Genomic DNA, 24,916 nt, shown 5'->3' with positions numbered 1-24,916 from the left:
CGCCAGAGCCGATGGTATTGCCGTAACAGGTGGGAGAGTAGGTCGGTGCCTAATTTTATACTAAAAGCCCTTGCATAATCGCAAGGGCTTTTTTGCGTTTATAGGTTTACATTTCTATATTCATATTCTATTCGAATGATAGTAGTTATTCGTGACCAGCGGTACTAGTTAAAGGGTTACACAGGTTACTGGTCAAAAAGGGGAATTCCGATTTTGTGTAATATTAAAGAATATTAGGAGCTCTTAAATTACGAATGAGCTACAACATCCTAACGAAATCATTGTAATAACTCCTATAATGATAATAATGTATTCAATCATACCTAAAATTACCCTATACAGTTTAACAACTTCATGACTTTTTCATCCTAAGCGGCCACCAACTCAATTAACTATTTCGATATCTTAATTTCTCAAATAACCAAACTTGTAAGACCTAGTTCAAACGCCTCAAGACTAATATTTATAATCAGAAATTTATCCGCAAATGTTTTAAGTTTATTGGATGCAGCGGGTTTCATTCCAAAATATTTTTTGAATGTTTTGGTAAAGTGCGTAGCGTATTTATAACCCGTCAATTCGGCAACTTCGCTCACTTTATAACTATTTGGATGGGAAAGATATTCTTTAGCAGATTCCATTCTACGGCGTAGTATATATTGATAAACAGTAGAGCCGAAAGCTATTTTGAAATGTCTCTTTAAGTATTGTTCGTTTGTACCAACTTCGCGTGCTAACCTGCCGATAGTAAGATTTTCTTTAAATCGTTCATCGATAATGCGTTTTACAGCAGAAACTCGATCAAGTTCTAAAGATTTAAGTTGCTGCTCGCAGTAGGTTCTTTGGTCAGAATCCGTTAAGAATTCTAAGCAGTTTTGAAGATGATGTAGCACAGTCATCTTAAGATTTAAATAATTAGTTTTTTTGTTAGCGATTAAATCCGAAAGGTCTTGCGCTTGTGTTGGAAAACAGTGATTAATGGATCGACGATATGTGATGCAATCGGTTTCCTCGAATTGATTCAAGTCAACTGTATCGTCAAGTAGGTAATTGAAATAGGATCTTCGGATAATCGCAAATAAGGATAGGTGCGTTTTCTTTGGAATCAGTAACCTATAGTATCCGTTTTTCAAGAAGACGATTGGATTCCTCGGATGATGGCTTATGCTTTCGGAATCGCTTGATATGGTGTGTTGTTCATTGTAAAGAGGGAGCAAAATCTGTTCTTCCTTTGACACAAATCTAAATACCGATGCGCTCTCGGATTTGGCTTTTATTACCAAAATATCCTTTGAAAATCTTAAATCAAAAATTTTTTCAGGATCAATCAAATTGTCAAGATTATGTATTCGACCAGAATCTAACATGATATTAAAGTTGACTTTATGTGTTTCTTCATTAGCTGAAATTATCACGACCGTTCATATAGTGTTAAAAGGATATATTTCCGATTTTATAAGTTTTATTTCCGATGTTATACTTTATAAATTCCTTTTGAATGTATTTTTGTGCGCCAAGATTTATTTAGACTTTGTCTAAATATACAGTTATTATAGTTTATGTTCAAATACATTTTTACGCTAATTGCTCTTTTTTCTTTCTCAATTGTTATTGCGCAAACAACTTCAACAGTTCGCGGTAAGCTAAGCCTAGCTAACGGCAATCCTGCTGCACAAGTTACGGTGCAAATTGAAGGAACCAATTTAGGATCGGTGTCGGATTCTGATGGGTTTTATATGATTAGTAATATTCCTTCCGGCTCGCAATATATAATTTTTTCCTCTATTGACATCAAGCGCCATCGGCAGCGTATTTTGGTAGACAAGGAAGAGTTGAGTGTGAATGTCAAGCTCGTTACACGCGATGACACGGATATTGAGGAGGTAGCAGTTTCGGGTACAACTGTTAAACGTAACATGGAAACCAGTGGATTTGCAGTTGGTGTTATTGAAACGAAAGAAGCCTCACTTCGTAACTTGACTACGAATGAACTGCTTGATCGCGCAGTAGGGGTGCGGGTGCGTCAGAATGGCGGAGAAGGATCTCCTATTGAGTATAATCTGAATGGAATGTCGGGGAGCACTATCGGATTATTTTTAGACGGTATTGAGATATCAACTTACGGATCATCTTTCAACCTAAACAATATTCCTCCGGCAATGATAGAACGCATTGAAGTGTATAAAGGTGTACTTCCAGCACATCTGAGCGGAAATTATGTTGGTGGTGCTATAAATGTGGTAATGAAAAAGGATGCGTCTGCAAATAATATCACAGCTTCCGTTTCGTATGGTTCCTTCAATACGTATAGAGCTGATATCGGCGGATTGTACAGAAACCAAAAAAATGGATTTACAGCCAGAGCATCGGCCTTCTACAGCTCTTCCGATAATAATTACGAAATGTGGGGGAAATTTTCAAAATACACAACACAAAATGGGCGTGTCGAGCGATATAATCGTACTAGACGACCGAACGATAAATTTGAAACCATTGGAGGGCGTTTTGAACTTGGATTTACGGATGTAAAGTGGGCAGATCAATTTTTCCTAGGATATAATGTTTCCGATTCCTATAAAGAAATTCCTCATGGTTTAACGATGACGAAGCCGTATCAAGGTAGATTCAATGAGTATCAGGCGCACGTAGTTAGTCTAAATTATATCAAGAAGGATTTATTTACTGAAGGATTGACGCTAAACGTGAATGCAGTTCATAGTATGAGAAATACGTATTTGCAAGATACTGTAAGTCGACGTTACAACTGGGCGCGAGAAGGAAGTGATAATTATGAGTTGGAGTTATTGCTGGCGCCGCCAAACGAACGTGGCGAAGTACGGCCGCTTCCTTATCAACCGGGGATGGGACAACAGGGCGTAGCTGTGATAAGTGATATTGATAGGACAATATCAAATGTGAGATCGAATTTATCGTACGAAATTTTCAATGGTCACCGTATTTCCTTAAATCACAAATTTGAACGTTCTACTCGCGACGATAAAGATTTGTTAAGACCGGATCGCAGTCGATGGATTACGAAAAATAATTTGCTAACGAACATTTGGGCACTAAACTATGAGTTGACGGGATTTGACGGTAGATTAAGAACAAATGTGTTTGGAAAATATGCCACCGTGCGCACCGATCAAATCATTCCAGTCAGTGAAGTGGATGGCGTCATGAATTATCAAAGACCATCTTCCTCACGTAGTAACCAAGGTTTTGGCGGAGCAGCATCGTATGAAGCAATAAGAAATGGTTTTGTAATTGTATCCGCTGAAAAATCTTTTGTGATGCCAACGGAGCGTCACGTCTATGGTGAACCGGAAAATAATTTATTGGCAAACCCAAATATACTTCCGGAAATGGCGGTCAATTTTAATGCCGGAGCAAGGTATGGCATGTTGGAAATTGGAAAACATAAGCTGAATTTCTATGGAAATATGTTTTGGAGAAATGGCTATGATAAAATTATTCTGCAAACGCGCGTTGATCCGGTAATAGAAGGTCGTGAAAATCAGGTAGAGGATATTCAAGTATCCCAATTTGTAAACCTTTCTAAAACACAATCGATAGGATTTGAGGGGGAGATCAACTATATATACGATAACAAATTAAATGCGATGATTAATTTCTCCAAATTCAATTCTCTTTTTAAGGTAGAATTGGATGAACGAGGAAATCCCCATAGCCTATATGATAAGCAAGTTCCCAATGAACCATTCTTTACGGTAAATGGAAACGTCCAATATCGATTTTTAAATGTATTTCAGCCGAAGTCAGCGTTGAATGTCTATTACAATACTGGATATGTAGCACCGTTTAATACCATTTGGTTTGAGTCAGAATGGTTCACTACACCTACACAGTTTTCTCACGATTTTGGAGCTAGCTATAGATTTCCAAGTAGAAAGCTGGTGGCCAGTGTAGACTGTAAAAATGCACTTAATGCAGAAATGTACGACAACTTTGGTGTGCAGAAACCAGGTCGCGCATTCTACTTAAAATTAAACTATACAATAAATAATTTCAATTAGATAATAGTATGAAAACTACAACATTAAGATCAATCGTCTTAGGCTCGGTCGTAGCTTTAGGAACAATGGTTAGCTGTGAAAAAAGTAATAATGGATCAGAAAATGATGGACCATCTGGACCAGATATTTGGGGGAGGAAGTTTATTACCTTAACTGCAGCGTTTCCAGATGGAGAAGGGACTGCTGGTAATGGTGGTACGAGAGCATTTTCTATTACACCCGAGCAGGCAGCAGATCCGAATTTCGAAGTAGATGCAATTGGACAAGGTTATGTTTTAAGATCTCAGAGAACTGCGCGCGTTCAGGGTTCCGTAAATGGCAATTTCTTATATAATATTCAATACACGGGTGCAGATGGCGGTATTTTTAATAAATACCGAGTGGAAGGGCAAGCAAAATTTGCTGATACTAGAGAGGAATTAGATACTGAGCCGATCTTAGGCCAAGCTCCACGTTGGGTGGTAGCTGCTGAAGGAACTGGCGTCGGTGTTTATGCATCAGCAACAGTTCAAGCCTCTAAAGAAGGTGCGGATGCCGACTTTATTGATGTAAAAAGTAACGCAAGAATAGCCGTAATCGATTTGGATAATCCTGAAATTTCACGTCAAACGGAGTTCGAAATTCCGCTTACTGCCGAGCAGACAAAAAATGGATACCAAATCGGTCGTATAGATGTTCCTATCATTAATGCAGCAAAAAACAAGTTGTTTATCGGTTGTAACTTAACACGTATTGATGTTACTAAAAAGTCTACATTGAATAACTCTGGCAACCAAACTTGGTCGTCTGCCACAGCAACTTTAGGAACAGCCACTTTGGTTGTCGACTATCCGTCTTTAGCTAATCCAAAATTGATCTATTCGACAAATAGCCGTGCGAATAATCATTCTTACCGCACGATGACTCAGTACCTAGGGTCTGACGGCAATATCTATCAAGCTACGGCAACTAGTGGTTCCCAAATTCTTCGTATTTCTAGTTCGACAGGTGAATATGACGCTAGCTATAACTTCGATGTGAAGGCTGCTCTAGGCGCTGGTGGAAACGTACAGATCAGGGCTTGGAGATATATTCAAGATGGTACAGCAGTTGTTATGTATACTGAAACTGGAGTTAATGGTGGTTTCTTGGCAGTATTGGATTTGAATGCTAAAACGGCCACAAAAATTTCTACCGAAAAGCAAAGTGATGTAGGTTATTCAGGTCTTTCTGCCAACCAAAATAATGGTACAGCATTGACTGGAACATTTGGACAATTCCAACATATCGCAGTTTCTGGAGATAACGTATACATTCCGATGACTCCAAATGGTGTTGATGGAAACTTGTATGTCATTAACTGGAAAACAAAACAAGCGGTTAAAGGCGCTAAATTGAAAAATCAATCTGGTAGTTTCTACATCGGAGCATACTAAGATATCCGTTGATAAATTACAAAAGGCAGCCATTTGGCTGCCTTTTCTTGTTGTAAGCTTTTTCGAATTAGTCTTTTTTATCGACCAAGCCGCCTAAAATCATTTCCATGACAGCCACTGCAATGGCGAAGAAGAAAGCCGACCAAAATCCGTCCACCTGAAATTTGTCGCCCATAATATTGCTGCTTAGCATAATCATCAAAACAGTGATGATGAAGGATACCAAACCGAATGTTAGCCAATTTAATGGGAAAGTGAAAATGCGAAGTATTCCGCCGACAATTCCATTCACTAATCCGATTACCAAACCAGTGACGATTGCCCAGCCAAAGCCTGCCACCTGAACGCCGGGAATAATAAAAGATGCGCCAGCAATAATAAGTCCTGTAAGAAGTAGAGATAGTATGAAATGCATGATCTGATTGATTTAGTTGTAATTTTTAAAATCTAGTCAAAATAGATGCCAAATCGTTTGCAGAGCTTTTCCGTTTTTCTTATTTTTAAAATACTTTAACCCTAAGTTTGGATCAGCTTCAAAGTTTCCGCATTATGAAAAAATCATTGACTGCTTACGAAGTTTCGGTTGTGCAGGAGTTCATTATCAAAAAGGGATTCAAATCGAAGGATATGCTGCACGCGATTGCGGAACGTTTTGTGCCGCTCGTAGAACAGGCACGGTTTAATCAACCTGAACTTCCACTTGAAGAAGCTATCCGAAAAGCACATGCTTCGCTTGGTTCGGCTGGTTTCAGTTCGATCGAAGATGCTTATCAACGAGATATTCAAAGCCAACATTGGAGAAACCTGAAAATGGATGCAAAGAATTACGTGCTGTCCATTCAAGGTGTTTTATCGTTTGTAGGAGTGATGATTTTAGCATACTATGCATTCAAACATGGCAACGACGATTTTTTGGAAGGTGCGCGTTATGGTATGATGATCGCAATCTGTGTTGCGGCTGTAACTACGGGGTTGATGTATCGTCCAGTCTCATGGAGGTACACGAAGTACAAGTCCTTTCTTGGCTTTGCCACGGTGATTCTGTCGTTGCTCATTAATTTACAGGTATCAATAAATACGACGTCTCTGCATGTGAGTTTAGCTTGGCAATGCAGTCTTTTAGTCGTCATAATCTACTCGACGGCAATTTTTATCCATGTATTTAATAATGGTTTGAAACGCGTTGTGGTCGATGTAGATGAACTTGAATTGAACTACGCAAAAGCTTAAAACCAATTCGTATTTCCATCTGTTTATATCGAACATAAAACTATGTTAGCATAGTAAATTATTTGTATATTCACGTTGACTATTATAAACAACAAAAGCTATGAAGAAATTAATGTTATCATGCATGGCAATGCTACTGAGTTTGGCCGTGTTCGCGCAAAGCAATGATCCTGTTATCGGAAAATGGGAAAACTCCAGTAAAGAAGGTCGTATTGAAATCTACAAGAAAGGCGATAAGTATTTCGGGAAATTGTATTGGATCAAAGATGCTTCGAAAAAAGATGTCAACAACCCAGATGAAAAACTAAGAAGTAGAAATATCCAAGGATTGGAAATTCTGACAAACTTCACTAAAAAAGGCAAAACCTACGAAGGTGGTGAAATTTACGATCCAAAATCTGGCAAAACATACAGCTGTAAGATGACACCAAAAGGTGACAAGCTTGAAGTGCGCGGATTCGTTGGCGTAAGTTTATTAGGCAGAACGGAAGTGTTTACAAAGATAAAGTAAGAACTTAAAATCAAATAGAAGAGCAATTTAGGTTGCTCTTTTTTTATGGGCATTACTCAGGTGCGGTATCGCATTCAGCGAGAGCTGTAAAAATGTTGTATCTTTGGTAAGACTCCAAATTAAACGTATTTAAGCTTATGTATAACAAGTTACAAACTGCTTTACAACAAGAATTAGCAGAGATCAAAGAAGCAGGACTTTACAAAACGGAAAGGATTATCACCACACCGCAGGGCGCTGATATTAAAATCAGTACCGGTCAAGAAGTAATCAATTTTTGTGCGAATAATTACTTAGGATTATCTTCTCATCCAAAGGTTATTGAGGCTGCTAAAGCAACAATCGATGCGCACGGTTACGGTATGTCGTCCGTTCGTTTTATCTGTGGAACACAGGATATACATAAGCAATTAGAAGATAAAATTTCTCAATTTTTGGGTACAGAAGATACGATTCTGTATGCTGCAGCATTCGATGCGAATGGTGGTGTTTTCGAGCCTTTGTTCAGCGCAGAAGATGCCATCATTTCAGATGAATTGAATCATGCTTCTATTATCGACGGCGTTCGTCTTTGTAAAGCGCAGCGTTTCCGCTACAAAAATTGCGATATGCAAGATTTGGAAGCGCAATTGCAAGCTGCATCTGGAGCGCGCCATAAAATCATCGTAACCGACGGTGCATTTTCAATGGATGGTTCGGTTGCGCCTTTGGACAAAATTTGCGATTTAGCGGATAAATACGATGCATTGGTAATGATTGATGAATCTCACTGTTCCGGATTTATAGGAAAAACTGGTCGCGGAACGCATGAGTTGTGCGATGTGATGGGGCGCATTGATATTATTACTGGAACTTTAGGAAAGGCGTTAGGCGGTGCTTCTGGTGGTTTCACGTCAGGGAGAAAAGAAATTATTGATATGTTGCGTCAGCGTTCAAGACCATATTTGTTTTCTAACACATTAGCTCCAGCAATCGTGGGTGCTTCGATCGCCGTTTTAGATATGTTGAGCGAAACCACGGAATTGCGCGATAAGCTGGAAAACAATACGACCTATTTCCGTGAGAAAATGACTGCAGCAGGTTTTGATATCAAACCGGGCGTGCATCCAATCGTTCCGGTAATGTTATACGACGCAAAGTTGGCGCAGGAATTTGCTGCAAAAATGTTGGAAGAAGGTATTTACGTGATCGGATTCTACTATCCTGTCGTGCCGAAAGATAAAGCGCGTATCCGCGTACAAATCTCGGCTGGTCATGAAAAGGAGCACTTAGATAAAGCGATTTCAGCATTTACTAAAGTCGGAAAAGCACTTGGCGTGATTTCGTAACAATAGAAAATACATTAAAAGACAAATGCGAGCCGAACGGCTCGCATTTGTTTTTTAATATTCTTGAAGAAAATAGTTCTTCGCTTATTTTTTCAACTTAGCTTGTAAAACCTCTTCCATGATTTCGTAAGCTGGTCCTGTCGGATGTACACCATCTTTCGCGAATTTTTCCGGCAACCCATTGCGATCATCTTTTAGTGAGGAATGGTAATCTACATAATCAAAACCTTCTTTTTCTGCATATGCGCGAATCATACTATTTAGTTTAATGATTTGATCGGCCGCATCTTTTATTGCTGGTCGCCAATCGAACGCATAAGCGGGCAAAACCGAAGTAAGATAAACTTTGATGTTATTGCTCCTCGCTAATTCCGCCATTCCCTGAATATTTTTTAAGATATCTTCTAAGGATATATATCCTTGATTTTGCGCGATATCATTGGTTCCGGCCGAAATCACAACCGCTCGAGGTTTCAGCGCTACGACATCATTCGGAAAGCGAGCAAGCATTTGAGCGCTCGTTTGCCCACCAATACCGCGGCCAATGTATTTGTTTGCTTTGAAGAAGTCCGGCCGCCAGCGCGCCCATCCTTCGGTAATAGAATTACCCATAAATACGACTTGTCCTTCTTCTTCGTGTGTATTCGCCGTTTCGTATTTAGCAAAATTTGCCCAATCTTTCTTATTCTGTGCCATAGATGTTTGTGTTATCAAACCCATGATAATCACGGTTAAAAGCTGTTTCATATTAAGGAATCTTTACTATTCAACTATTCCAAATATATCATTAAAAAAGTAGCGGTTAGTTCTTTTTATTTTTTTACTTTTGCACCTTAGAATTTTTATACGACAAGCTGTAGCATGCAGAACATCAGAAACATAGCGATTATCGCTCACGTTGACCACGGTAAAACGACGTTGGTTGACAAGATTCTTTATTTCACGAATCAATTCAGAGAAAATGAGAATGCAGGAGAATTAATCCTGGACAACAACGACTTGGAACGTGAACGTGGTATCACTATCGTTTCCAAAAACGTATCAGTTACGTACAAAGATGTGAAAATCAACATCATTGATACTCCTGGTCACGCGGATTTCGGCGGTGAAGTTGAACGCGTATTGAAAATGGCTGATGGCGTTGTGCTATTGGTGGATGCTTTCGAAGGCCCAATGCCACAAACTCGTTTCGTAACGGGTAAAGCGTTAGGTTTAGGTATCAAACCAATTGTAGTTGTCAACAAAGTCGACAAAGAAAACTGTCGTCCGGATGAAGTATACGAAAATGTATTCGATTTATTCTTCAACTTAGGCGCAACAGAAGATCAATTGGATTTCCCTGTATTGTACGGTTCTTCTAAACAAGGATGGATGTCGACCGACTGGAAACAGCCGACTACCGATTTCACCGATTTGTTAGAAGCAATTTTAGCACATATTCCTGCTCCTAAAGTATCTGAAGGTACTTTGCAAATGCAGGTAACTTCTTTGGATTACTCAACATTCGTTGGTCGTATCGCGATCGGTCGTGTTGCGCGAGGAGTTATCAAAGAAAATCAACCGGTATCTTTAGTGAAACGCGATGGTAAAATCGTGAAATCACGCGTAAAAGAATTGCAGGTTTTTGAAGGTTTAGGTCGTATTAAAGTGCCTGAAGTTCATGCTGGAGATATTTGTGCAGTAGTTGGTATTGAAGGTTTTGATATTGGTGATACCATCGCTGATTTTGAAAATCCAGAGCAACTAGAAGTAATGACCATTGATGAACCAACAATGAATATGTTGTTCACCATCAATAACTCTCCTTTCTTCGGAAAAGAAGGTAAATTGGTTACTTCTCGTAATATTTATGACCGTTTGCAGAAAGAGTTGGAGAAAAACTTAGCATTGCGCGTAGTTCCTACCGAATCTCCTGATGCGTGGTTAGTATACGGTCGTGGTATCCTTCACTTATCTGTATTAATCGAAACAATGCGTCGCGAAGGTTACGAATTGCAAGTAGGTCAGCCACAGGTTATCGTGAAAGAAATCGACGGTGTGAAATGTGAACCAATTGAAGAATTGGTGGTTGACGTTCCTGCAGATGTTTCTGGTAAAGTAATCGAGTTGGTAACACAACGTAAAGGCGAGCTTTTGATTATGGAAGCTAAAGGTGATATGCAGCACTTGGAATTCTCTATTCCTTCTCGCGGTATCATCGGTTTGCGTAACAACGTTTTGACTGCGACTGCAGGTGAAGCGGTAATGGCGCACCGTTTGAAAGGTTACGAACCTTGGAAAGGAACTATTCCTAAACGTATGGCAGGTGTATTGATCTCTTTAGATACGGGCTCTACAACAGCATATTCAATCGATAAATTGCAAGATCGTGGTCGTTTCTTCGTTGATCCAGGTGTGGAAATTTATGAAGGGCAAATTTTGGGTGAGCACATTCGTGATAACGATTTAACAATCAACGTAACCAAAGGTAAGCAGTTGACAAACATGCGTGCTTCCGGTTCGGATGATAACACACGTATTGCTCCGGCAATCAAATTCTCTTTGGAGGAATGTATGGAATACATCCAGGCAGACGAATACATTGAGGTAACACCACAAAGTATGCGTTTGCGTAAGATCTATTTAACGGAAAACGAGCGTAAAGTAAATGCGAAAAAATTCCAGTAAGTCGTTAATATTATATTTATATTAAATATGAGAATATTAAGCTCTTAGCCATTCGGTTAGGAGCTTTTTTTTATACCTTGGAAGGTAGAATCAAATTAATGTTATTAACTACTATCCACATGAAATTTATTTATCTATCGGTGTTGTTGATTTTGCTGGGAAGCAGCTGTTCAAAAAATAAAAACATTGTCGAGCCTGAGGTGGATCCTGAACCTAAACCGGAAATTACAGAAGCATTTCCTCTGCATTTAGATATGCGCGCAGAGCGTGTTTCAATTTTTAAAGGTGTGAAATTCTCTTTGCAGGATAGTTTAAGCCCGCTTGAAAATGGGGCGAATGTAATGAAATATGATTTTCTTGATTCGTTGATTTGGACAATTGATGGAGCAAGTAAGCCGCTTCAACTGATACAACGAAGAGAGAATAGTGAAAATTATAAAGGCTCATGGACGCATTATTTTTACGAGCCTGGAAACTTCAAGGCTTATCTTAAAGGATATTTGAAAGGTGACCTTGTTGTTAATGACTCTACTAATATCGCTGTTTCTTTAAATAATGAAAATGATTTTCTTTTTGTTTCTTGGAAGGATATAAAGGGCGACATGAAATCGGGTAATATAGGTTATCCCGTAAATGGTTTGGAGGATTACTCATATAGTGTTTTTCATGGCGTTTACGACGGAGTGAAATCTGCGACATTAAATCTACAGTTTGATGATATTTACAAATTATCGTTGGAAGAGCGGTTCGCTCGCAAGAAGAAAATCTTTAGCGATTACATAACCAAGCTTTATGGTAGCGCTAAACAATTTGCATCTGATGTAGAAGCAAACACTTTTTACACGGAAAATTTTAAAAAGCCTCTAGATGAAGCGTCTGTCATTCAAATTTGGCAAACGGAAAAAGCAAACATCGCGCTAATTGGCGAATCAAAAGATTTGGGCGATCGAGGAGATTGCTTTATATACGCTGAACCTCGAAATTAAGAAGCAGAATATTCTATACAAACTCCCAGCAGTTTTTGCTGGGAGTTTTTTATTGCCCCAATCGCTTTATATTCATATATTTACGAATATTCCAAGCTAGCTATCTCTTTATGAAAATACTTTACGTCTTATTTGCTGTAGCGATTTTGGGCACAGCGTGCTCGAAAGATGAAATTATTGTTGATCCAGAGCCGGAGCCACTTCCCGAAAAGCAATTGCCGGATTCCTACCCCGTTTTTCTAGAGGTTGATGGTAGCAAAACGTCCATTTTCAAACAAGTTATCTTTACGCTGCGAGATAGTTTATATCACGGAGAAAACGAGGATATAGCATTGTTTTTAAATTATGATTTTCTGGATTCTTTAGTTTGGACTATAAATGGAACTAAAAAATCCAAGCACTTGATAAAGAGAACATCCGCAGGTTCCAATACATTTACATCATCTTGGTCGCATAATTTCTATGAGCCCGGGAATTATGAGGTTGCGTTGAGAGGTTATTTCAAAGGGAAGTTGTTAATTAACGATTCAACAAGGTTGAATGTTGTTGTTGGCGATATGGAAGACTTTCTGCACCTTTCTTGGAAAGATGTGGTCGATTCCGCTTCAAACGGATTGACTTATGAGAATAATGGTTTCCAAGATTACATGCTTAGTATCTACGCCGGCATTCATAATGGAGTTAAATCTGCTTCGCTAGAAACGATGTTTAATGATGCCAAATCCATGGATGCAGCGGATGCCTCGGGTCGAAACGTAGAGATTTTGATCTCCTACATCACAGAACTATACGGCGAACCTAAAGCGATCGAATCGACGGATTCCCTTATAGCATACTATGAGAAGCATTTTAAAAATCCCCTCGGTAAAGATGCCGTATATCAAGTTTGGCAAACTGAAAAAACGAACATGGCGCTCATTAAATACCTGAATGAAATGAGTTCAAGAGAACGATATAAAATTCACGCGGAACCACGGCTTTAGTTATTTATAATGCCGAGGCATAAAAAAGCTCCAAACGATATTTTCGTTCGGAGCTTTTCTGTTTTTATGGATTTTCGCTAGAGCGGATTAGAACAGCTTATTGTCCTGCTTCGCGTTTCGCGTCTTGTTGCATTTTTTCACTCGCAACAATAACGATTTCTACACGGCGGTTTTCCGCACGTCCAGATTCTGAATCGTTACTTGCAATCGGCTCCGAATAGTTTTTACCTTCAGTTTTGATTCTTCCGCCTTTCAAGCCTTGAGAAACCGCGTAATCGCGAACGGATTTTGCACGACCTTCAGAAACTTTTTGGTTGGCATTCATCGAACCAACATTATCTGTATGGCCAATTACCATAATCTCAGTATCTGGTTCTTTGTTCAACGTCTCCACCAATTTGGCGATGTTTGTTTTAGCATCACCTTTCAACTGCGTACTGTTAAAATCGAATAGAATACCGCTATCAAATTTCACGATAATACCTTCATCTGCTTTGATTACTTCAGCACCAGCTACGGCATTTTCGATTTCTTTGGCTTGGTTATCCATTTTACGACCGATCAATCCACCAGCTGCACCACCGATTACCGCACCAGCAATAGCACCCACTGCAGTATTACCTGCTTTACCACCAATCACAGCACCTAACGCACCACCAGCAGTAGTACCAATTACAGCACCTTTTGTTGTGTTACTTGTATTTTGAATGGTTGAGCAACTAGCTAATAACATAGCTGATGTTGCTAATGACAAACCATACACGGAGATTTTCTTATTAAATTTCATAACGTAAAAGTAAATGTCTACGAAATGGATATAATCAAAGCGGATGCCAAAATGCAATTTTCGATTGTAATTCGATGGATTCTATCCCGCTGTCCGTTAGAAATGAGCGGTTTACTTTTCCTGTTCAGGAATCTCTAGCTTCGGTAATTTTTGGGATTTCGGACGGCCATTTGCCTCCCATGATTCAAAAGATTTGTTGATATACACCATCAAATCATATCTTCCCCAACGTTCTGCGGTTGCCAAAGATGGTCGATACCAATCCATGAAGGATTGCAATTCTTCGCCCTCCAATTTGGTCAATTCCGACACGATGGTTTTATTAAAGATTCGATCGATCTTGGTTTCTTCCAGCTCCTGATCCATGTATTCTTGGAAACGGCGCGCATTCTTTGGTTCTTTACCAAATAGGTTATATAATGCCGTAGCCGGACTTCCTAAGTAAGTGCCCACCGAGTTCTTTCCGCCACGATAAACGCCCTTTCTTTCGTAATCCTTCATCATGCCACGCATTTCTGCTTCGCGTGTTCCGCGAGAAACCACAACCGTTTCGATCTGCAAGCCCGGTTGCATATCAAGAATAATATCCTCAATCGTGTTGACACTCGTTTTAATAGGCCCGTAACCTACTTTTTCAATGGAAATACTATCGCCAATAGCGACAGCAACGGTGAAAATGCCCATACTGGATGTCCGTGTCGATTGTCCAGTAACCAAATTTACTACATTGGCATCAGCAATTCGTGTATTATTTGTGCCGCGCTCCAGCACCATGCCCGAAATATTTTTCCGTTCTGGTGTTTCCGTTTGAGCATAGGTGTTCGATATGCCGAAAAACAGCATACAAAGTAAAAATGGAATGTATAGCACGGAGCGCATCATGTCGAATTCTAAATTAAATAAAGATTGGGAATCGGGATGTTAAATAACGCTAAACCTTACTTGTAAGGATAGAAGACGAAATTTGCACCTTCCGGAACCACGACGAATAGACACATAAAATCTTCCGCAGGTTTAAACTGCTTCAGGAAATAGTCTTTTCGATCCTCTTTGATTAATCCTTGCTCCAAAAACTCTTCCAAAGTGCTCACATTGATCGTCCAAGATGTATTTAACTCCATCTTGTCTAAAATCACTTCGCCGATTTTTACGCTATGTTGATGCGCGATAAAGATGGGGTGAGCAGTATATTCGGCCGCCAATAAATCGTAAGAAACTTCTTTTATGGCATCGCTATAAAAATCTAAATCTACTTTCAAGCTTTCCAATGGACTACTTGATTTGCCCTTTTCACTGCCGTTTCCGGATTGGTCTGCTAATAATTCTTCGATGTTCATGCGTTTATTTTCTACTTAACAAAACGACATTCTCCACATGTTGTGTATGCGGAAACATATCTACCGGCTTAATGCGATCCACCTTGTACTTTTCGGAAAGGAGTTCCAAATCTCGCGCTTGCGTAGCCGCGTTGCAACTTACGTAAACAATTTTCGGTGCTTCCACTTCTAGAAGGCATTTGATTACATCGCCGTGCATGCCCGCTCTCGGTGGATCGGTGATGATTACATCCGGCTTTCCATGTTCTTCCACGAAAGATACCGTTAAGACATCTTTCATATCGCCCGCATAAAACTTCGTATTCTTCACGTCATTTATTTCGGAATTGATCTTTGCATCTTCAATTGCCGATGGCACATATTCGATACCAACCACCTGCTTTGCGTGGCGTGCTACAAAGTTAGCGATCGTGCCAGCGCCGGTGTACAAATCGTATACCACTTCATTTCCGGTAAGGCCGGCAAAATCGCGAGTAATTTTGTATAGTTCGTACGCTTGTGCGGAGTTTGTTTGATAGAATGATTTCGGCCCAACTTTAAATTTTAAGCCTTCCATTTCCTCATAAATAAAATCGCGTCCGCTGAACACTTCTATCTCCTGATCAAAAATGGTATCGTTACGTTTTTGATTGACGATATATAATAAAGACGCCAAATTTGGGAATTTACTGTTCACAAATTCCATCAGTTGATCGATTTGCTCTAGAGTTGGATAAGCAAAAACAACAATTACCATGACTTCCCCAGTGGATGCTGTGCGAATAATTACGTTGCGTAAAGCGCCTTCATGCGCACGTAAATCGTAGAATGAAATTCCATGGTTTGTGGCAAATTCACGAATGCTATTGCGGATGTCGTTGGAGGGATCGGCTTGCAAAAAGCAATGATCGATATCCAATATTTTATCAAAACGACCCGGAACGTGAAAGCCCAGAGCATTCATGTCGCGGTCGGCTGTTTCTTCGTCTTTGTTGGTTAACCAGCGTTTGTTGGAAAACGTATATTCCAATTTATTGCGGTAGTAAGCCGTTTCTTCCGATCCTAAAATCGGCTCCATAGATGATGTGTCTACTTTGCCAATGCGGCTCAACACATTATCCACATATTTGGCCTTGAACAACAATTGTGCATCGTAGTTCATATGTTGCCATTTACAACCTCCACATACACCGAAATGCGGGCAGAACGGTTCTACGCGGTGTGGCGATGGCGACTTCACGGCCGTCACTTTCCCTTCTACCAAATTCTTTTTCTTGCGCAGCAATTCGACATCCACGATGTCTCCCGGAATTGCTTTCTCGATGAACATCACCAGCTCGTCTCGTTTTGCAACGCCTCTGCCTTCTTCTGCGATGTCAATTATCTCTATATCAGCGACAAATTTCTTGTCCTGAGGTATTCTCTTTCCCATTTGCGCACAAAAATACGCTTTTAATTTTATATAAGTTACGGTGGAGAAACTTGCGCGTTTTGGAACTTATTTTTTGCGCAGCAATGTAAGCAGTTTCTTGCTGTGAAGGTATTCGAATCGACGTTCCTTAATGAAGAAGTTTTCATCCAAAATAATGGTAGTCGGTAGCACTAAATCGCCACTGCGGTTTCCAAGTAATAAAGCCAATTCATGGTATTGGCCGCGACGTTTTTCTTTCGATTTATTCGCAAATACTTGTCCGTCGAATGTAATCTCTTCGGTTGATTCCACATCAAGTTGAACGGCGTAATAATGTTTGTTGATCTCTGCAATAACCTTTGGATTAGTTAAAACTTCTCGCTGCATTTTTTTGCAGTAAACGCACCAATCGGCATGAAAGAAGATCAACGTTTTCTTGGGCTTTTGGCTCAATGAATCGGAGAGATTCTCAAAAGAAAGCCAATTAATAGCCAAATCTTCCTGCGCGATGGCTGGCGCAGGAAGAAGAAGCACTAAGATCCATATATAGAATCGACGCTTCATGTTTTTAGTGGGTGAAATTTCCAATTTTCAGACCGATGAAATACGTGCGCGGTCTAGCCGGGCCATATACATAATCCGAATCGCGACCTGCTCCGCTGTCAAAATCTTTTTGGTAGCTGTTGAAGATGTTCTGAACACCACCGCTCAACTCCAAAGAGAAACTTGGGTGAACGTGAATAACACGCGATAAGCGCAAATTCATTTCCATAAATTCTTTAGTTCGTACCAAATCCATGAAGCCTGATTCACGAACGACATGAGGAACTACCATTGAGCCCGTGTAAACGCCCGTAACATCAATGCCGAAATCTTCGGTCACACGCCAATTGGTGTTTAGGTAGCCATAGCTATCCGGTGTACGCACCAACTTTTGTACAAATACCGCGGGGTCACCATTCGGATCTTCTTCACCTTCAAAGAGTTCTTGCTCTTCGCGATATTTATTGCTTTGTATAGTTCCGCCCAACTGAAACGTCAAACGATCAGAAGGAGCAATGCCAATTTCTATGTTGCTGCCGGTTACATAAAGGCCTTTACCATTAATCATCTGTTCTAAACGTAGATTTTCGCCGACCTTACCTTGGGAAACATAAGTAAATGGATTACGCAAATCCGTGTAGAAACCTTCTAGTAAGATGTTTGTTTGAGTACTGCCCATTGCTTTGTTGAAGTTAAGCGATGCGGTGTACGTATTGGAAAACTCCGTTTTTAAATCATCACTCAACAAAATAAACTGTTGATCGCCACCAACGGATGAAACGTGCATATCTTCGTTGAACGCTTGCGGTGCGCGGAACCCACGAGCATAGCCTGCACGCAATTGAAATGCAGTATTGATATCGTAAAGCAAGGTTAAACGTGGGCTAAATGCAGAAACTGAAACATCAGATGCACGCGTAATATCGCCCAAAATGTAATTTCCGGAAACATCGACGTGATCGAAACGCCCACCTAATAACGCTTTAAAACGATCAATCGGTTTCCATTCGTATTGCGCATAAACGCCAGTACTGTTTACGTTTTGCTCGATCGCGCGGTTGTACCCTTGAATTTCGTCGTCCACCTGATTGTGGTTAAATTCTACTCCGGCCGTGAAAACGTCTTCGTTTCTTAAAGTATGTGCAATTTGGCCGCCACCTACGAAAGCAAAATCTTTGGTGGTTCCGTAAGCATTGGCCGCAAGTAAGCTGTCCGCTGCCGTGCGCCCACCGCCCAATCCGCCATAATAGCTTTTACGCATGGTGCGCTGTGCGGACGCGTACGCGCTGAACTTCGTGCGCTGATCCTTTGTGTATTGATCGAACGTTAAGCCACCCATAAAGGTGTTGTGATCCAATTGCTCTGTAATATCTGTGAAATGCGGCGCCAAATCCAAACGATCGCCACCGCGGCGAAATTCTTTAATCGCACTAAAATCCAAAGTCAACTTATTCAGATCCGAAAACTTGAAAAACGCTTTCGATCCGAAGGCAGTACTTTCCAATTCGGTAATTTCCGTAAAACCATCGCTGTTAGCATCGAAGGCTTCTCGGCTTCTTTTCGCACCATAGAATGTAGCACCATGCGTCAAATCTTCGCTAACGATCGAAGAATTAAATGTCAAACTATTATCCAATGCTTTTCCGTTAATCAATCCGGTATTGTTCTGTACTTCCCAAGAGTTGACTACTGGATCTTTGGTAATAACGTTGATTGTTCCTGCAATCGCGTTGGATCCGTATAACGCCGATCCGCCTCCGCGAACCACTTCTATACGCTCAATCATGCTGGTTGGAATTTGATCCAAACCGTAAACGCCATTTAATGCGCTAAAGATCGGGCGGCTATTCATTAAGATTTGTGAATACGCGCCTTCCAATCCGTTCATGCGAACTTGCGTAAATCCACAGTTTTGACAGTTCACTTCCAAACGTACACCGGGTTGATAGTTTAATGTTTCAGACATCGCCACACTTTGCGTAGCATTCATCAATTTTGAACCGATTACATTCACAATAACGGGCGATTGTTTCCGATTGACATCGTAACGCGTGGCGCTAATCACCACTTCATTTAAGTTCAATCGGTCGGATTCTAAAGTTGCTTGAAAGGTTGTGGTTTGTCCTGCAGTTAAGCTTACGGATTTTTTTAGTGGAACATAGCCAATAGCATTGACCAAAACGCGACGTTGACCTGCCGGAATTCCGGTAAGTGTGAAGTTTCCATTTTCGTCGGTCGTTGTCGCCAAGGATGTACCTTCGATGCGAATGGTAGCTGTCGACCCGCCGTCTTTTGTAGTGATTTGTCCTTGTAACGTACTTTTATCCTGCGCATATAATGATAAGGCAGAAAGAAAAAATATGATAGTATATAAAGTTGTTTTCATAAAGAATGTGTTGCTTTCTCAGCAATAGAATAATGATGATATGAGCACGAAATTGTGCTTATACATATACTTAATAAGTAATTTTTTGGCAGCATGCCCACAAGAATCTTGTGCGCTATTGCGGTTTACATGAAATGACTGCTATCAATAGCAGATTTGTCAGAAAATATTATGAGAATAAATGATGGCGGATTGCCGGAGGACCACGCAGTGTCGGAGAATCGTGGTATGGATAACGTACAATGCCTTCGTCAGCAACGATGGGATCGTATGCAAAAATGACGCAAGGAATAATTTCTAAAATAGCAGCAAGTGATTCTTGTTGAACGATTCCTTGGTGTGCCAAGAAATCATAGAAAACCATCTCGTCATCGCTGTGCTCGTGCGCCGGAACATCATCTTTCGTGTTGTCCCAAGCATACGGGTGCACGTGCATTACCAAATGCCCATGCGAAACGTGGCTGTGCATGAACAACGCGTTGCTAACCAGGATAGCACCAAGCAGTACTAACTGGAAATAAGCTAAAAAAGATCGCGTTATTCTCATGTGTCGTTTCGGGCATTCAAATGCCAATTCGGTCGCTAAGTTAACAAATAACCGTCAAAAGGTATATCTTTGCATCACAATTGATGCACATGTTGAATTTTACAGCGATTGACTTTGAATTAGCTACAGCAGATTATAATAGTATTTGTGCTGTTGGAGCTGTGCGCGTGGAAAACGGTGAGATCGTGAAAGAATTTTTTAGTTTGGTGAAACCTCCAAACAACAAATACATGTGGCAAACTTCTCGCGTGCACGGCATTAAAGCAAAAGATACCGCTGAATCGCCCACATTTGCTGAACTGTATCCCGCCTTAGCGGAATTGTTGCAAGGGCAAGATATGGTGGCGCATAACGAAAAATTCGATCGTTCGGTATTGAAGCAAACGATGCAATTATATGGATTGAAGTATGCTGATTTGCGAATCAGCGACCAATGGTTGTGTACCAGTATCCTTTATCAGCAACTTGGATTTGCGCGCACCAAATTGAATATGTGTTGCCAAATCATGGATATTCCACTAAATCATCATGATCCATTGTCGGACGCGCGTGCCACTGCACTACTGTATTTGCGAAGAAATGATGCGCCTGAGCGGCTTAAACAAAGCTTAGGCGATTCTTTATAAAATCTTAATCGTCTGAAAATGATGGCTTAACAATGCGCGCGTTTATTTGTAAAAACGCCCATGAGAAGAGCTTTGGATATTGCGGTCATTTCCGATGTGCATTTAGGGACACACGGCTGTAGAGCGGACGAATTGTTGCAGTACTTGCATTCAATAAAGCCCGAATACTTGGTTCTAAACGGAGACATCATCGATATTTGGCAATTCAAAAAAAGCTATTTTCCGGAATCTCATTTTCGCGTGCTGAAATGCTTGCTTGATATGGCCTACTCAGGCTGTCAGGTGGTTTACATTACCGGAAATCACGATGAAATGCTGCGTAAGTTCGGTCCAATGACCTTCGGTAAAATTCAGTTTGCCAATAAGCTTCTCCTCGATGTTAATGGAAAGAAAACCTGGATTTTTCATGGCGACGTTTTCGATGCTTCCATTCAACATTCCAAATGGATTGCTAAATTGGGAGGTTGGGGTTATGATCGACTAATCCAGCTCAATACGTTTATCAATGCTGTTCTTGTGCGTATGGGTCGAGAAAAATATTCCTTATCAAAACGGATTAAAAATTCGGTCAAGAAAGCAGTCAAGTTTATTTCAGACTTTGAGAAAACAGCTTCTGAACTTGCTATTGAAAATGAATACGATTATGTGATTTGTGGGCATATTCATCACCCAACCATCCAGCAAGTGGAAACCAAAAAAGGTTCATGTACATATATGAATTCCGGCGACTGGATTGAAAACCTTTCCGCTTTGGAATATAAAAATAACAACTGGAGTATCTTCTCATATGAAGAACAAAAGCATTTGCTGAATCGCGAAGTGCACGACGAATATAAGTTTAAGCACTCGATAGAAGAGTTGCTTACCAGCATTATCAAGGGAGATTTGTAATAATTCTACAAACGTACAATATCATCGACTTGCTCTTGAATGTATTTCACGGTAAGCGGATTGCTAAAATTTCCTTCCTCATCCAGTTCGTTCTGAATATGTGAAATATGAATCTTCAGCGGCATAACGTGCATACGCATATAATGACAGACGCCCGTGAAATGATCGATGCCACGCACGTTTCCGTACTTTCCGGTCGAAAGTCCAACCAATGCGGCCTTTTTATGGTGAAAGGAAGCGGGGTAAGCACATGCGTCCATAAAAACCTTCAAAACGCCAGGGAAACTGCCGTTATATTCCGGAATGACAAAGATAAATCGCTTCGCTTCGGAAATGCGTTCCTGTATCGGCGTAAACGCTTCGCTACGTTTTCCGTATAGATCAGAAACGATAATTTCTGTAGGTAAAGTATCGAGGTAGAGAATGTCCCAATCTTGCCCTCTAGCCGCCAGTTCACGTTGGTAATACTGAGCAACTTTCGTTGAATTATTTTTGGGACGGTTGGTTCCTACAATGATTAAATCCATATTTTAATTGTTCAATGTCCGTTGGCAAATGCGATAATCAAATGACGGACTACATCTATTTTTTTGTAACTTAGCGTCCTGAGATTTGAGGCCGTTCTGGGTTAGCAAAAGTAGCAAATTTAACATGTTTTAAGTAGGATGAATATCATCAGAATGTTATCTTGCTAACGCGTAACCGTCGGCTAATTAGCATCAAACTCAGTTACAGGTTATCATCAATATGGGAAAAATCATTGCAATTGCAAATCAAAAAGGCGGTGTAGGTAAAACAACCACTGCTATCAATCTTGCAGCTAGTCTTGCAGTATTGGAATATAAAACCTTACTGATCGATGCTGATCCGCAGGCGAATTCTACCTCCGGAATTGGTTTCGATCCGCGCGAAATTAAAACCAGCGTTTATGAATGCTTGGTAAATGATTTGGCGCCACATGATGCCATTCGTCCGACCGAAACGCCACATCTAGATTTGTTGCCTGCACATATTGATTTGGTGGGTGCAGAAATCGAGATGATCAATTTGGAAGAGCGCGAATACCGCATGAAAAAGGTATTAGATCAAATCAAATCCGAGTACGATTTTATCATCATTGATTGTTCTCCATCGCTTGGTTTGATTACTATTAATGCACTTACTGCGTCTGATTCAGTAATTATACCAGTGCAATGTGAGTATTTCGCTTTGGAAGGTTTAGGTAAATTGTTAAATACAATCAAAATTGTCCAAAACAGGTTAAATACTGAACTTGAAATTGAAGGAATTCTATTGACCATGTACGACGTGCGTTTACGCTTATCAAATCAAGTAGTTGAAGAGGTGCGTACGCATTTCAATGATTTGGTGTTCGATACTATTATTCAAAGAAATACACGCTTAAGCGAAGCGCCAAGTTATGGTATTTCCGTGATTATGCACGATGCATCCTGTAAAGGTGCTATCAATTATTTGAATTTGGCGCGTGAAATTTTGCAGAAAAACGGACTTTTGTCGATAGAAAATAAAGAGTCAGCTACGGTATAGATATGGCAGCACAGCAACGAAAAATTGGATTGGGTAGGGGATTAGGTGCTTTACTTCAGGATCAAGATATTAGTAGAGGATCGGCTACGGAAAAAACTGCTCAAGCTCCTAGTGTAAATAAATCGGACGCACAGCCCATGGGCAATATCAATTTCATTGAGGTAAGTCAAATCACAGTAAATCCTTTTCAGCCGCGTACAGAATTTGATGCGGTTGCCTTGCAGGAATTATCGGATTCTATCCAATTGCAAGGGCTGATCCAGCCAATTACCGTGCGTCAGGTCGGTAAGGATGCTTACCAACTAATCAGTGGTGAGCGCCGTTTGCGTGCATCGAAATTGGCAAACATCACGTCCATTCCAGCTTACGTTCGTACGGCGAATGACCAACAGATGTTGGAAATGGCACTGATCGAAAACATTCAACGTGAAAATCTGAATGCGATAGAAGTGGCGTTGAGCTTTCAGCGAATGATTGAAGAATGTAACTTGAAGCAAGAAGAGTTGGGTGATCGTGTTTCGAAAAACAGAAGTACGGTAACCAACTATTTGCGTTTATTGAAGTTGCCTCCGGTTATTCAGGCTGCTATTCGCGACGGGCAAATTACGATGGGACACGCACGCGCGCTGATCAATGTCGGTGAAATTGAAAAGCAGATTTATGTTTTTCAGCAGATCGTAGAACAAAGTTTGTCTGTTCGTAAAACGGAGGAATTGGTTCGCGCGATTCAACAAGGAAAAGAAGCGAAGAAATCAGCTGCCGCTGGAGAAAAGAAACCATTAAATTTCCAATATCAAAAGATAGAAGATGATTTGGCTTCCCGTTTCTCCACGCGCGTGAAGCTTAATTTAAAAAGCAAAAAAGGAAAAGGTGCTATTGAGATTCCATTTGATTCGGAAGATGATCTTGGACGTATATTGGAATTGCTTGACTGGTAATCGTATGCGTTATCTAGGGATTTTAGCGGTGATTTTGTTGTGTTGCCAAAGTGCAAACGCACAGCAAGATAGCATTATCCGTAGGACGGACAGTTTAGCGAATACCGTTTTAGCGGATTCTGTGTTGGTTGCCGATTCGATCAAAACGAAGGAAACCAGAGCGGAGCGTCGAGCACGTACCAAAGAAGAAAAGGAACGCGATAAATATTATTTTAAAGGTATTAAGAAGGATTCCGCACGCCTAGAAATTGAACGGATTTCACGCGTTGCGTGGCGAAGATCATTATTTGTTCCCGGTTGGGGACAATACACGAACGGTGGGTTGTGGTGGATTAAAGTGCCCGTTATCTACGGTGGATTTGTCGGTGGATATTTGGTTTTTGATTATTGGCAGTATTTCTATCGCGAATATCAAACGGAGCTTCAGTTTCGATTTAATAATAATGGAGATGTTTCTGACGGTCCGTTAGGCGATTCTAGAATCAATGAGCAGGCACTAATTCGTCAGCGAGATTTTGCCCGCCGGAATCGTGATATTACAATCTTGGTAACTTTAGGTTGGTATGGATTGAATGTGGTGGAGGCGTATGTAGATTCTATGTTGAGCAATCGCTGGAACATTAGTGATGACCTTTCTTTCAAAGTAACACCGACAATTATTCCGACATTCGCATCAGCACGATCAATAACATCCTATGGCGGCGTTTCATCGATGTTCACACCAGGATTGAAACTGACGTTCAATTTGAATTAGTATATTAACCAA

At 40.5% G+C, this 24,916-nt stretch carries 24 protein-coding genes; 13 read left to right on the top strand and 11 right to left on the bottom strand.

Translation table 11 applies throughout. The features are described from left to right. Positions 1 to 413: 413 nt before the first annotated feature. Positions 414 to 1,025: a helix-turn-helix transcriptional regulator gene (locus ACFSQ3_RS13940; RefSeq protein ID WP_380870177.1), complete on the bottom strand. Its 612-nt coding sequence runs from the start codon at positions 1,023 to 1,025 to the stop codon at positions 414 to 416. Positions 1,026 to 1,559: 534 nt separating this feature from the next. Here ACFSQ3_RS13940 and ACFSQ3_RS13935 point away from each other — a divergent pair. Both ACFSQ3_RS13935 and ACFSQ3_RS13930 read left to right on the top strand, forming a co-directional pair. After that, positions 1,560 to 4,037 carry a TonB-dependent receptor gene (locus ACFSQ3_RS13935; protein ID WP_380870176.1) on the top strand — a complete coding sequence of 826 codons (2,478 nt, stop codon included), beginning with the start codon at positions 1,560 to 1,562 and terminating at the stop codon, positions 4,035 to 4,037. A gap of 8 nt (positions 4,038 to 4,045) precedes the next feature. After that, positions 4,046 to 5,452, top strand: coding sequence for a hypothetical protein (locus tag ACFSQ3_RS13930; protein WP_380870175.1), 1,407 nt, complete (start codon positions 4,046 to 4,048; stop codon positions 5,450 to 5,452). Positions 5,453 to 5,519: 67 nt separating this feature from the next. On the opposite strand, the gene ACFSQ3_RS13925 is transcribed toward ACFSQ3_RS13930, so the two are convergent. Next, entirely contained in the window at positions 5,520 to 5,867 is a 348-nt protein-coding gene (locus tag ACFSQ3_RS13925) for a phage holin family protein (RefSeq protein WP_380870174.1), read from the bottom strand. 134 nt (positions 5,868 to 6,001) lie between these two features. On the opposite strand from ACFSQ3_RS13925, the gene ACFSQ3_RS13920 reads away from it, so the two are divergent. The 3 genes from ACFSQ3_RS13920 to kbl all read left to right on the top strand — a co-directional run bounded on the left by ACFSQ3_RS13920 (position 6,002) and on the right by kbl (position 8,521). Beyond that, positions 6,002 to 6,682 carry a hypothetical protein gene (locus tag ACFSQ3_RS13920; protein ID WP_380870173.1) on the top strand — a complete coding sequence of 227 codons (681 nt, stop codon included), beginning with the start codon at positions 6,002 to 6,004 and terminating at the stop codon, positions 6,680 to 6,682. A 100-nt stretch (positions 6,683 to 6,782) separates the two neighbouring features. Further along, on the top strand, positions 6,783 to 7,193 hold the full coding sequence (locus ACFSQ3_RS13915; protein WP_380870172.1) for a DUF2147 domain-containing protein: 411 nt from the start codon (positions 6,783 to 6,785) through the stop codon (positions 7,191 to 7,193). 137 nt (positions 7,194 to 7,330) lie between these two features. After that, complete coding sequence (gene kbl / locus ACFSQ3_RS13910; RefSeq protein WP_380870171.1) at positions 7,331 to 8,521, top strand: glycine C-acetyltransferase; 1,191 nt, start codon at positions 7,331 to 7,333, stop codon at positions 8,519 to 8,521. 84 nt (positions 8,522 to 8,605) lie between these two features. Here kbl and ACFSQ3_RS13905 read toward each other — a convergent pair whose 3' ends face one another. Continuing rightward, entirely contained in the window at positions 8,606 to 9,268 is a 663-nt protein-coding gene (locus ACFSQ3_RS13905) for a GDSL-type esterase/lipase family protein (RefSeq protein WP_380870170.1), read from the bottom strand. Between the two features lie 114 nt (positions 9,269 to 9,382). Between ACFSQ3_RS13905 and typA the strand changes: the two genes are divergently transcribed. The 3 genes from typA to ACFSQ3_RS13890 all read left to right on the top strand — a co-directional run bounded on the left by typA (position 9,383) and on the right by ACFSQ3_RS13890 (position 13,157). Next, positions 9,383 to 11,188 carry a translational GTPase TypA gene (gene typA, locus ACFSQ3_RS13900; protein WP_380870169.1) on the top strand — a complete coding sequence of 602 codons (1,806 nt, stop codon included), beginning with the start codon at positions 9,383 to 9,385 and terminating at the stop codon, positions 11,186 to 11,188. A gap of 119 nt (positions 11,189 to 11,307) precedes the next feature. Then, entirely contained in the window at positions 11,308 to 12,174 is an 867-nt protein-coding gene (locus ACFSQ3_RS13895; RefSeq protein WP_380870168.1) for a hypothetical protein, read from the top strand. 110 nt (positions 12,175 to 12,284) lie between these two features. Beyond that, complete coding sequence (locus ACFSQ3_RS13890) at positions 12,285 to 13,157, top strand: hypothetical protein (protein ID WP_380870167.1); 873 nt, start codon at positions 12,285 to 12,287, stop codon at positions 13,155 to 13,157. 97 nt (positions 13,158 to 13,254) lie between these two features. Here the strand turns inward: ACFSQ3_RS13890 and ACFSQ3_RS13885 are convergent, their stop codons facing one another. The 7 genes from ACFSQ3_RS13885 to ACFSQ3_RS13855 form a co-directional block, all read right to left on the bottom strand. Next, the gene (locus ACFSQ3_RS13885) at positions 13,255 to 13,944 is read right to left on the bottom strand and encodes an OmpA family protein (RefSeq protein WP_380870166.1); all 690 of its coding nucleotides are present in this window, start codon (positions 13,942 to 13,944) and stop codon (positions 13,255 to 13,257) included. Positions 13,945 to 14,055: 111 nt separating this feature from the next. Next, positions 14,056 to 14,823 (bottom strand): hypothetical protein, encoded by a 768-nt coding sequence (locus tag ACFSQ3_RS13880; RefSeq protein ID WP_380870165.1) that lies wholly within the window; start codon positions 14,821 to 14,823, stop codon positions 14,056 to 14,058. A gap of 59 nt (positions 14,824 to 14,882) precedes the next feature. After that, positions 14,883 to 15,281, bottom strand: a complete 399-nt coding sequence (locus ACFSQ3_RS13875) for a hypothetical protein (RefSeq protein ID WP_380870164.1) — start codon at positions 15,279 to 15,281, stop codon at positions 14,883 to 14,885. A 4-nt stretch (positions 15,282 to 15,285) separates the two neighbouring features. After that, positions 15,286 to 16,692 carry a 23S rRNA (uracil(1939)-C(5))-methyltransferase RlmD gene (gene rlmD, locus ACFSQ3_RS13870; protein ID WP_380870163.1) on the bottom strand — a complete coding sequence of 469 codons (1,407 nt, stop codon included), beginning with the start codon at positions 16,690 to 16,692 and terminating at the stop codon, positions 15,286 to 15,288. A 66-nt stretch (positions 16,693 to 16,758) separates the two neighbouring features. Then, on the bottom strand, positions 16,759 to 17,235 hold the full coding sequence (locus ACFSQ3_RS13865; RefSeq protein WP_380870162.1) for a thioredoxin family protein: 477 nt from the start codon (positions 17,233 to 17,235) through the stop codon (positions 16,759 to 16,761). A gap of 4 nt (positions 17,236 to 17,239) precedes the next feature. Then, positions 17,240 to 19,600, bottom strand: a complete 2,361-nt coding sequence (locus tag ACFSQ3_RS13860; RefSeq protein WP_380870161.1) for a TonB-dependent receptor — start codon at positions 19,598 to 19,600, stop codon at positions 17,240 to 17,242. A 169-nt stretch (positions 19,601 to 19,769) separates the two neighbouring features. Next, complete coding sequence (locus ACFSQ3_RS13855) at positions 19,770 to 20,147, bottom strand: hypothetical protein (RefSeq protein ID WP_380870160.1); 378 nt, start codon at positions 20,145 to 20,147, stop codon at positions 19,770 to 19,772. Positions 20,148 to 20,236: 89 nt separating this feature from the next. Here ACFSQ3_RS13855 and ACFSQ3_RS13850 point away from each other — a divergent pair, with 89 nt between their 5' ends. Together ACFSQ3_RS13850 and ACFSQ3_RS13845 are read left to right on the top strand one after the other, a co-directional pair. Then, positions 20,237 to 20,773 carry a 3'-5' exonuclease gene (locus tag ACFSQ3_RS13850; RefSeq protein ID WP_380870159.1) on the top strand — a complete coding sequence of 179 codons (537 nt, stop codon included), beginning with the start codon at positions 20,237 to 20,239 and terminating at the stop codon, positions 20,771 to 20,773. Between the two features lie 60 nt (positions 20,774 to 20,833). Next, a complete protein-coding gene (locus tag ACFSQ3_RS13845) occupies positions 20,834 to 21,664 on the top strand; it encodes a UDP-2,3-diacylglucosamine diphosphatase (RefSeq protein ID WP_380870158.1) in 831 nt (276 codons plus the stop codon). A 5-nt stretch (positions 21,665 to 21,669) separates the two neighbouring features. Here ACFSQ3_RS13845 and ACFSQ3_RS13840 read toward each other — a convergent pair whose 3' ends face one another. Beyond that, positions 21,670 to 22,191: an NADPH-dependent FMN reductase gene (locus ACFSQ3_RS13840; RefSeq protein ID WP_380870157.1), complete on the bottom strand. Its 522-nt coding sequence runs from the start codon at positions 22,189 to 22,191 to the stop codon at positions 21,670 to 21,672. 220 nt (positions 22,192 to 22,411) lie between these two features. Here ACFSQ3_RS13840 and ACFSQ3_RS13835 point away from each other — a divergent pair, with 220 nt between their 5' ends. Genes ACFSQ3_RS13835 through ACFSQ3_RS13825 form a run of 3 tightly spaced genes read left to right on the top strand, consistent with a single transcriptional unit; the run spans position 22,412 to position 24,904 of the window. Then, positions 22,412 to 23,212, top strand: coding sequence for a ParA family protein (locus tag ACFSQ3_RS13835; protein ID WP_380870156.1), 801 nt, complete (start codon positions 22,412 to 22,414; stop codon positions 23,210 to 23,212). 2 nt (positions 23,213 to 23,214) lie between these two features. Further along, positions 23,215 to 24,150, top strand: coding sequence for a ParB/RepB/Spo0J family partition protein (locus ACFSQ3_RS13830; RefSeq protein ID WP_380870155.1), 936 nt, complete (start codon positions 23,215 to 23,217; stop codon positions 24,148 to 24,150). Beyond that, positions 24,113 to 24,904, top strand: coding sequence for a DUF5683 domain-containing protein (locus ACFSQ3_RS13825; RefSeq protein WP_380870154.1), 792 nt, complete (start codon positions 24,113 to 24,115; stop codon positions 24,902 to 24,904). Before ACFSQ3_RS13830 ends, ACFSQ3_RS13825 begins: the two co-directional genes overlap by 38 nt. The last annotated feature ends 12 nt before the right edge of the window (positions 24,905 to 24,916 follow it).

It is taken from the genome of Sphingobacterium corticis, assembly GCF_042684745.1.
In the GTDB taxonomy this organism is placed as follows: Bacteria; Bacteroidota; Bacteroidia; order Sphingobacteriales; family Sphingobacteriaceae; genus Sphingobacterium; species Sphingobacterium corticis.
Note: the sequence above shows the minus strand (reverse complement) of the source record. Positions and strands in the feature narration are given on the sequence as shown.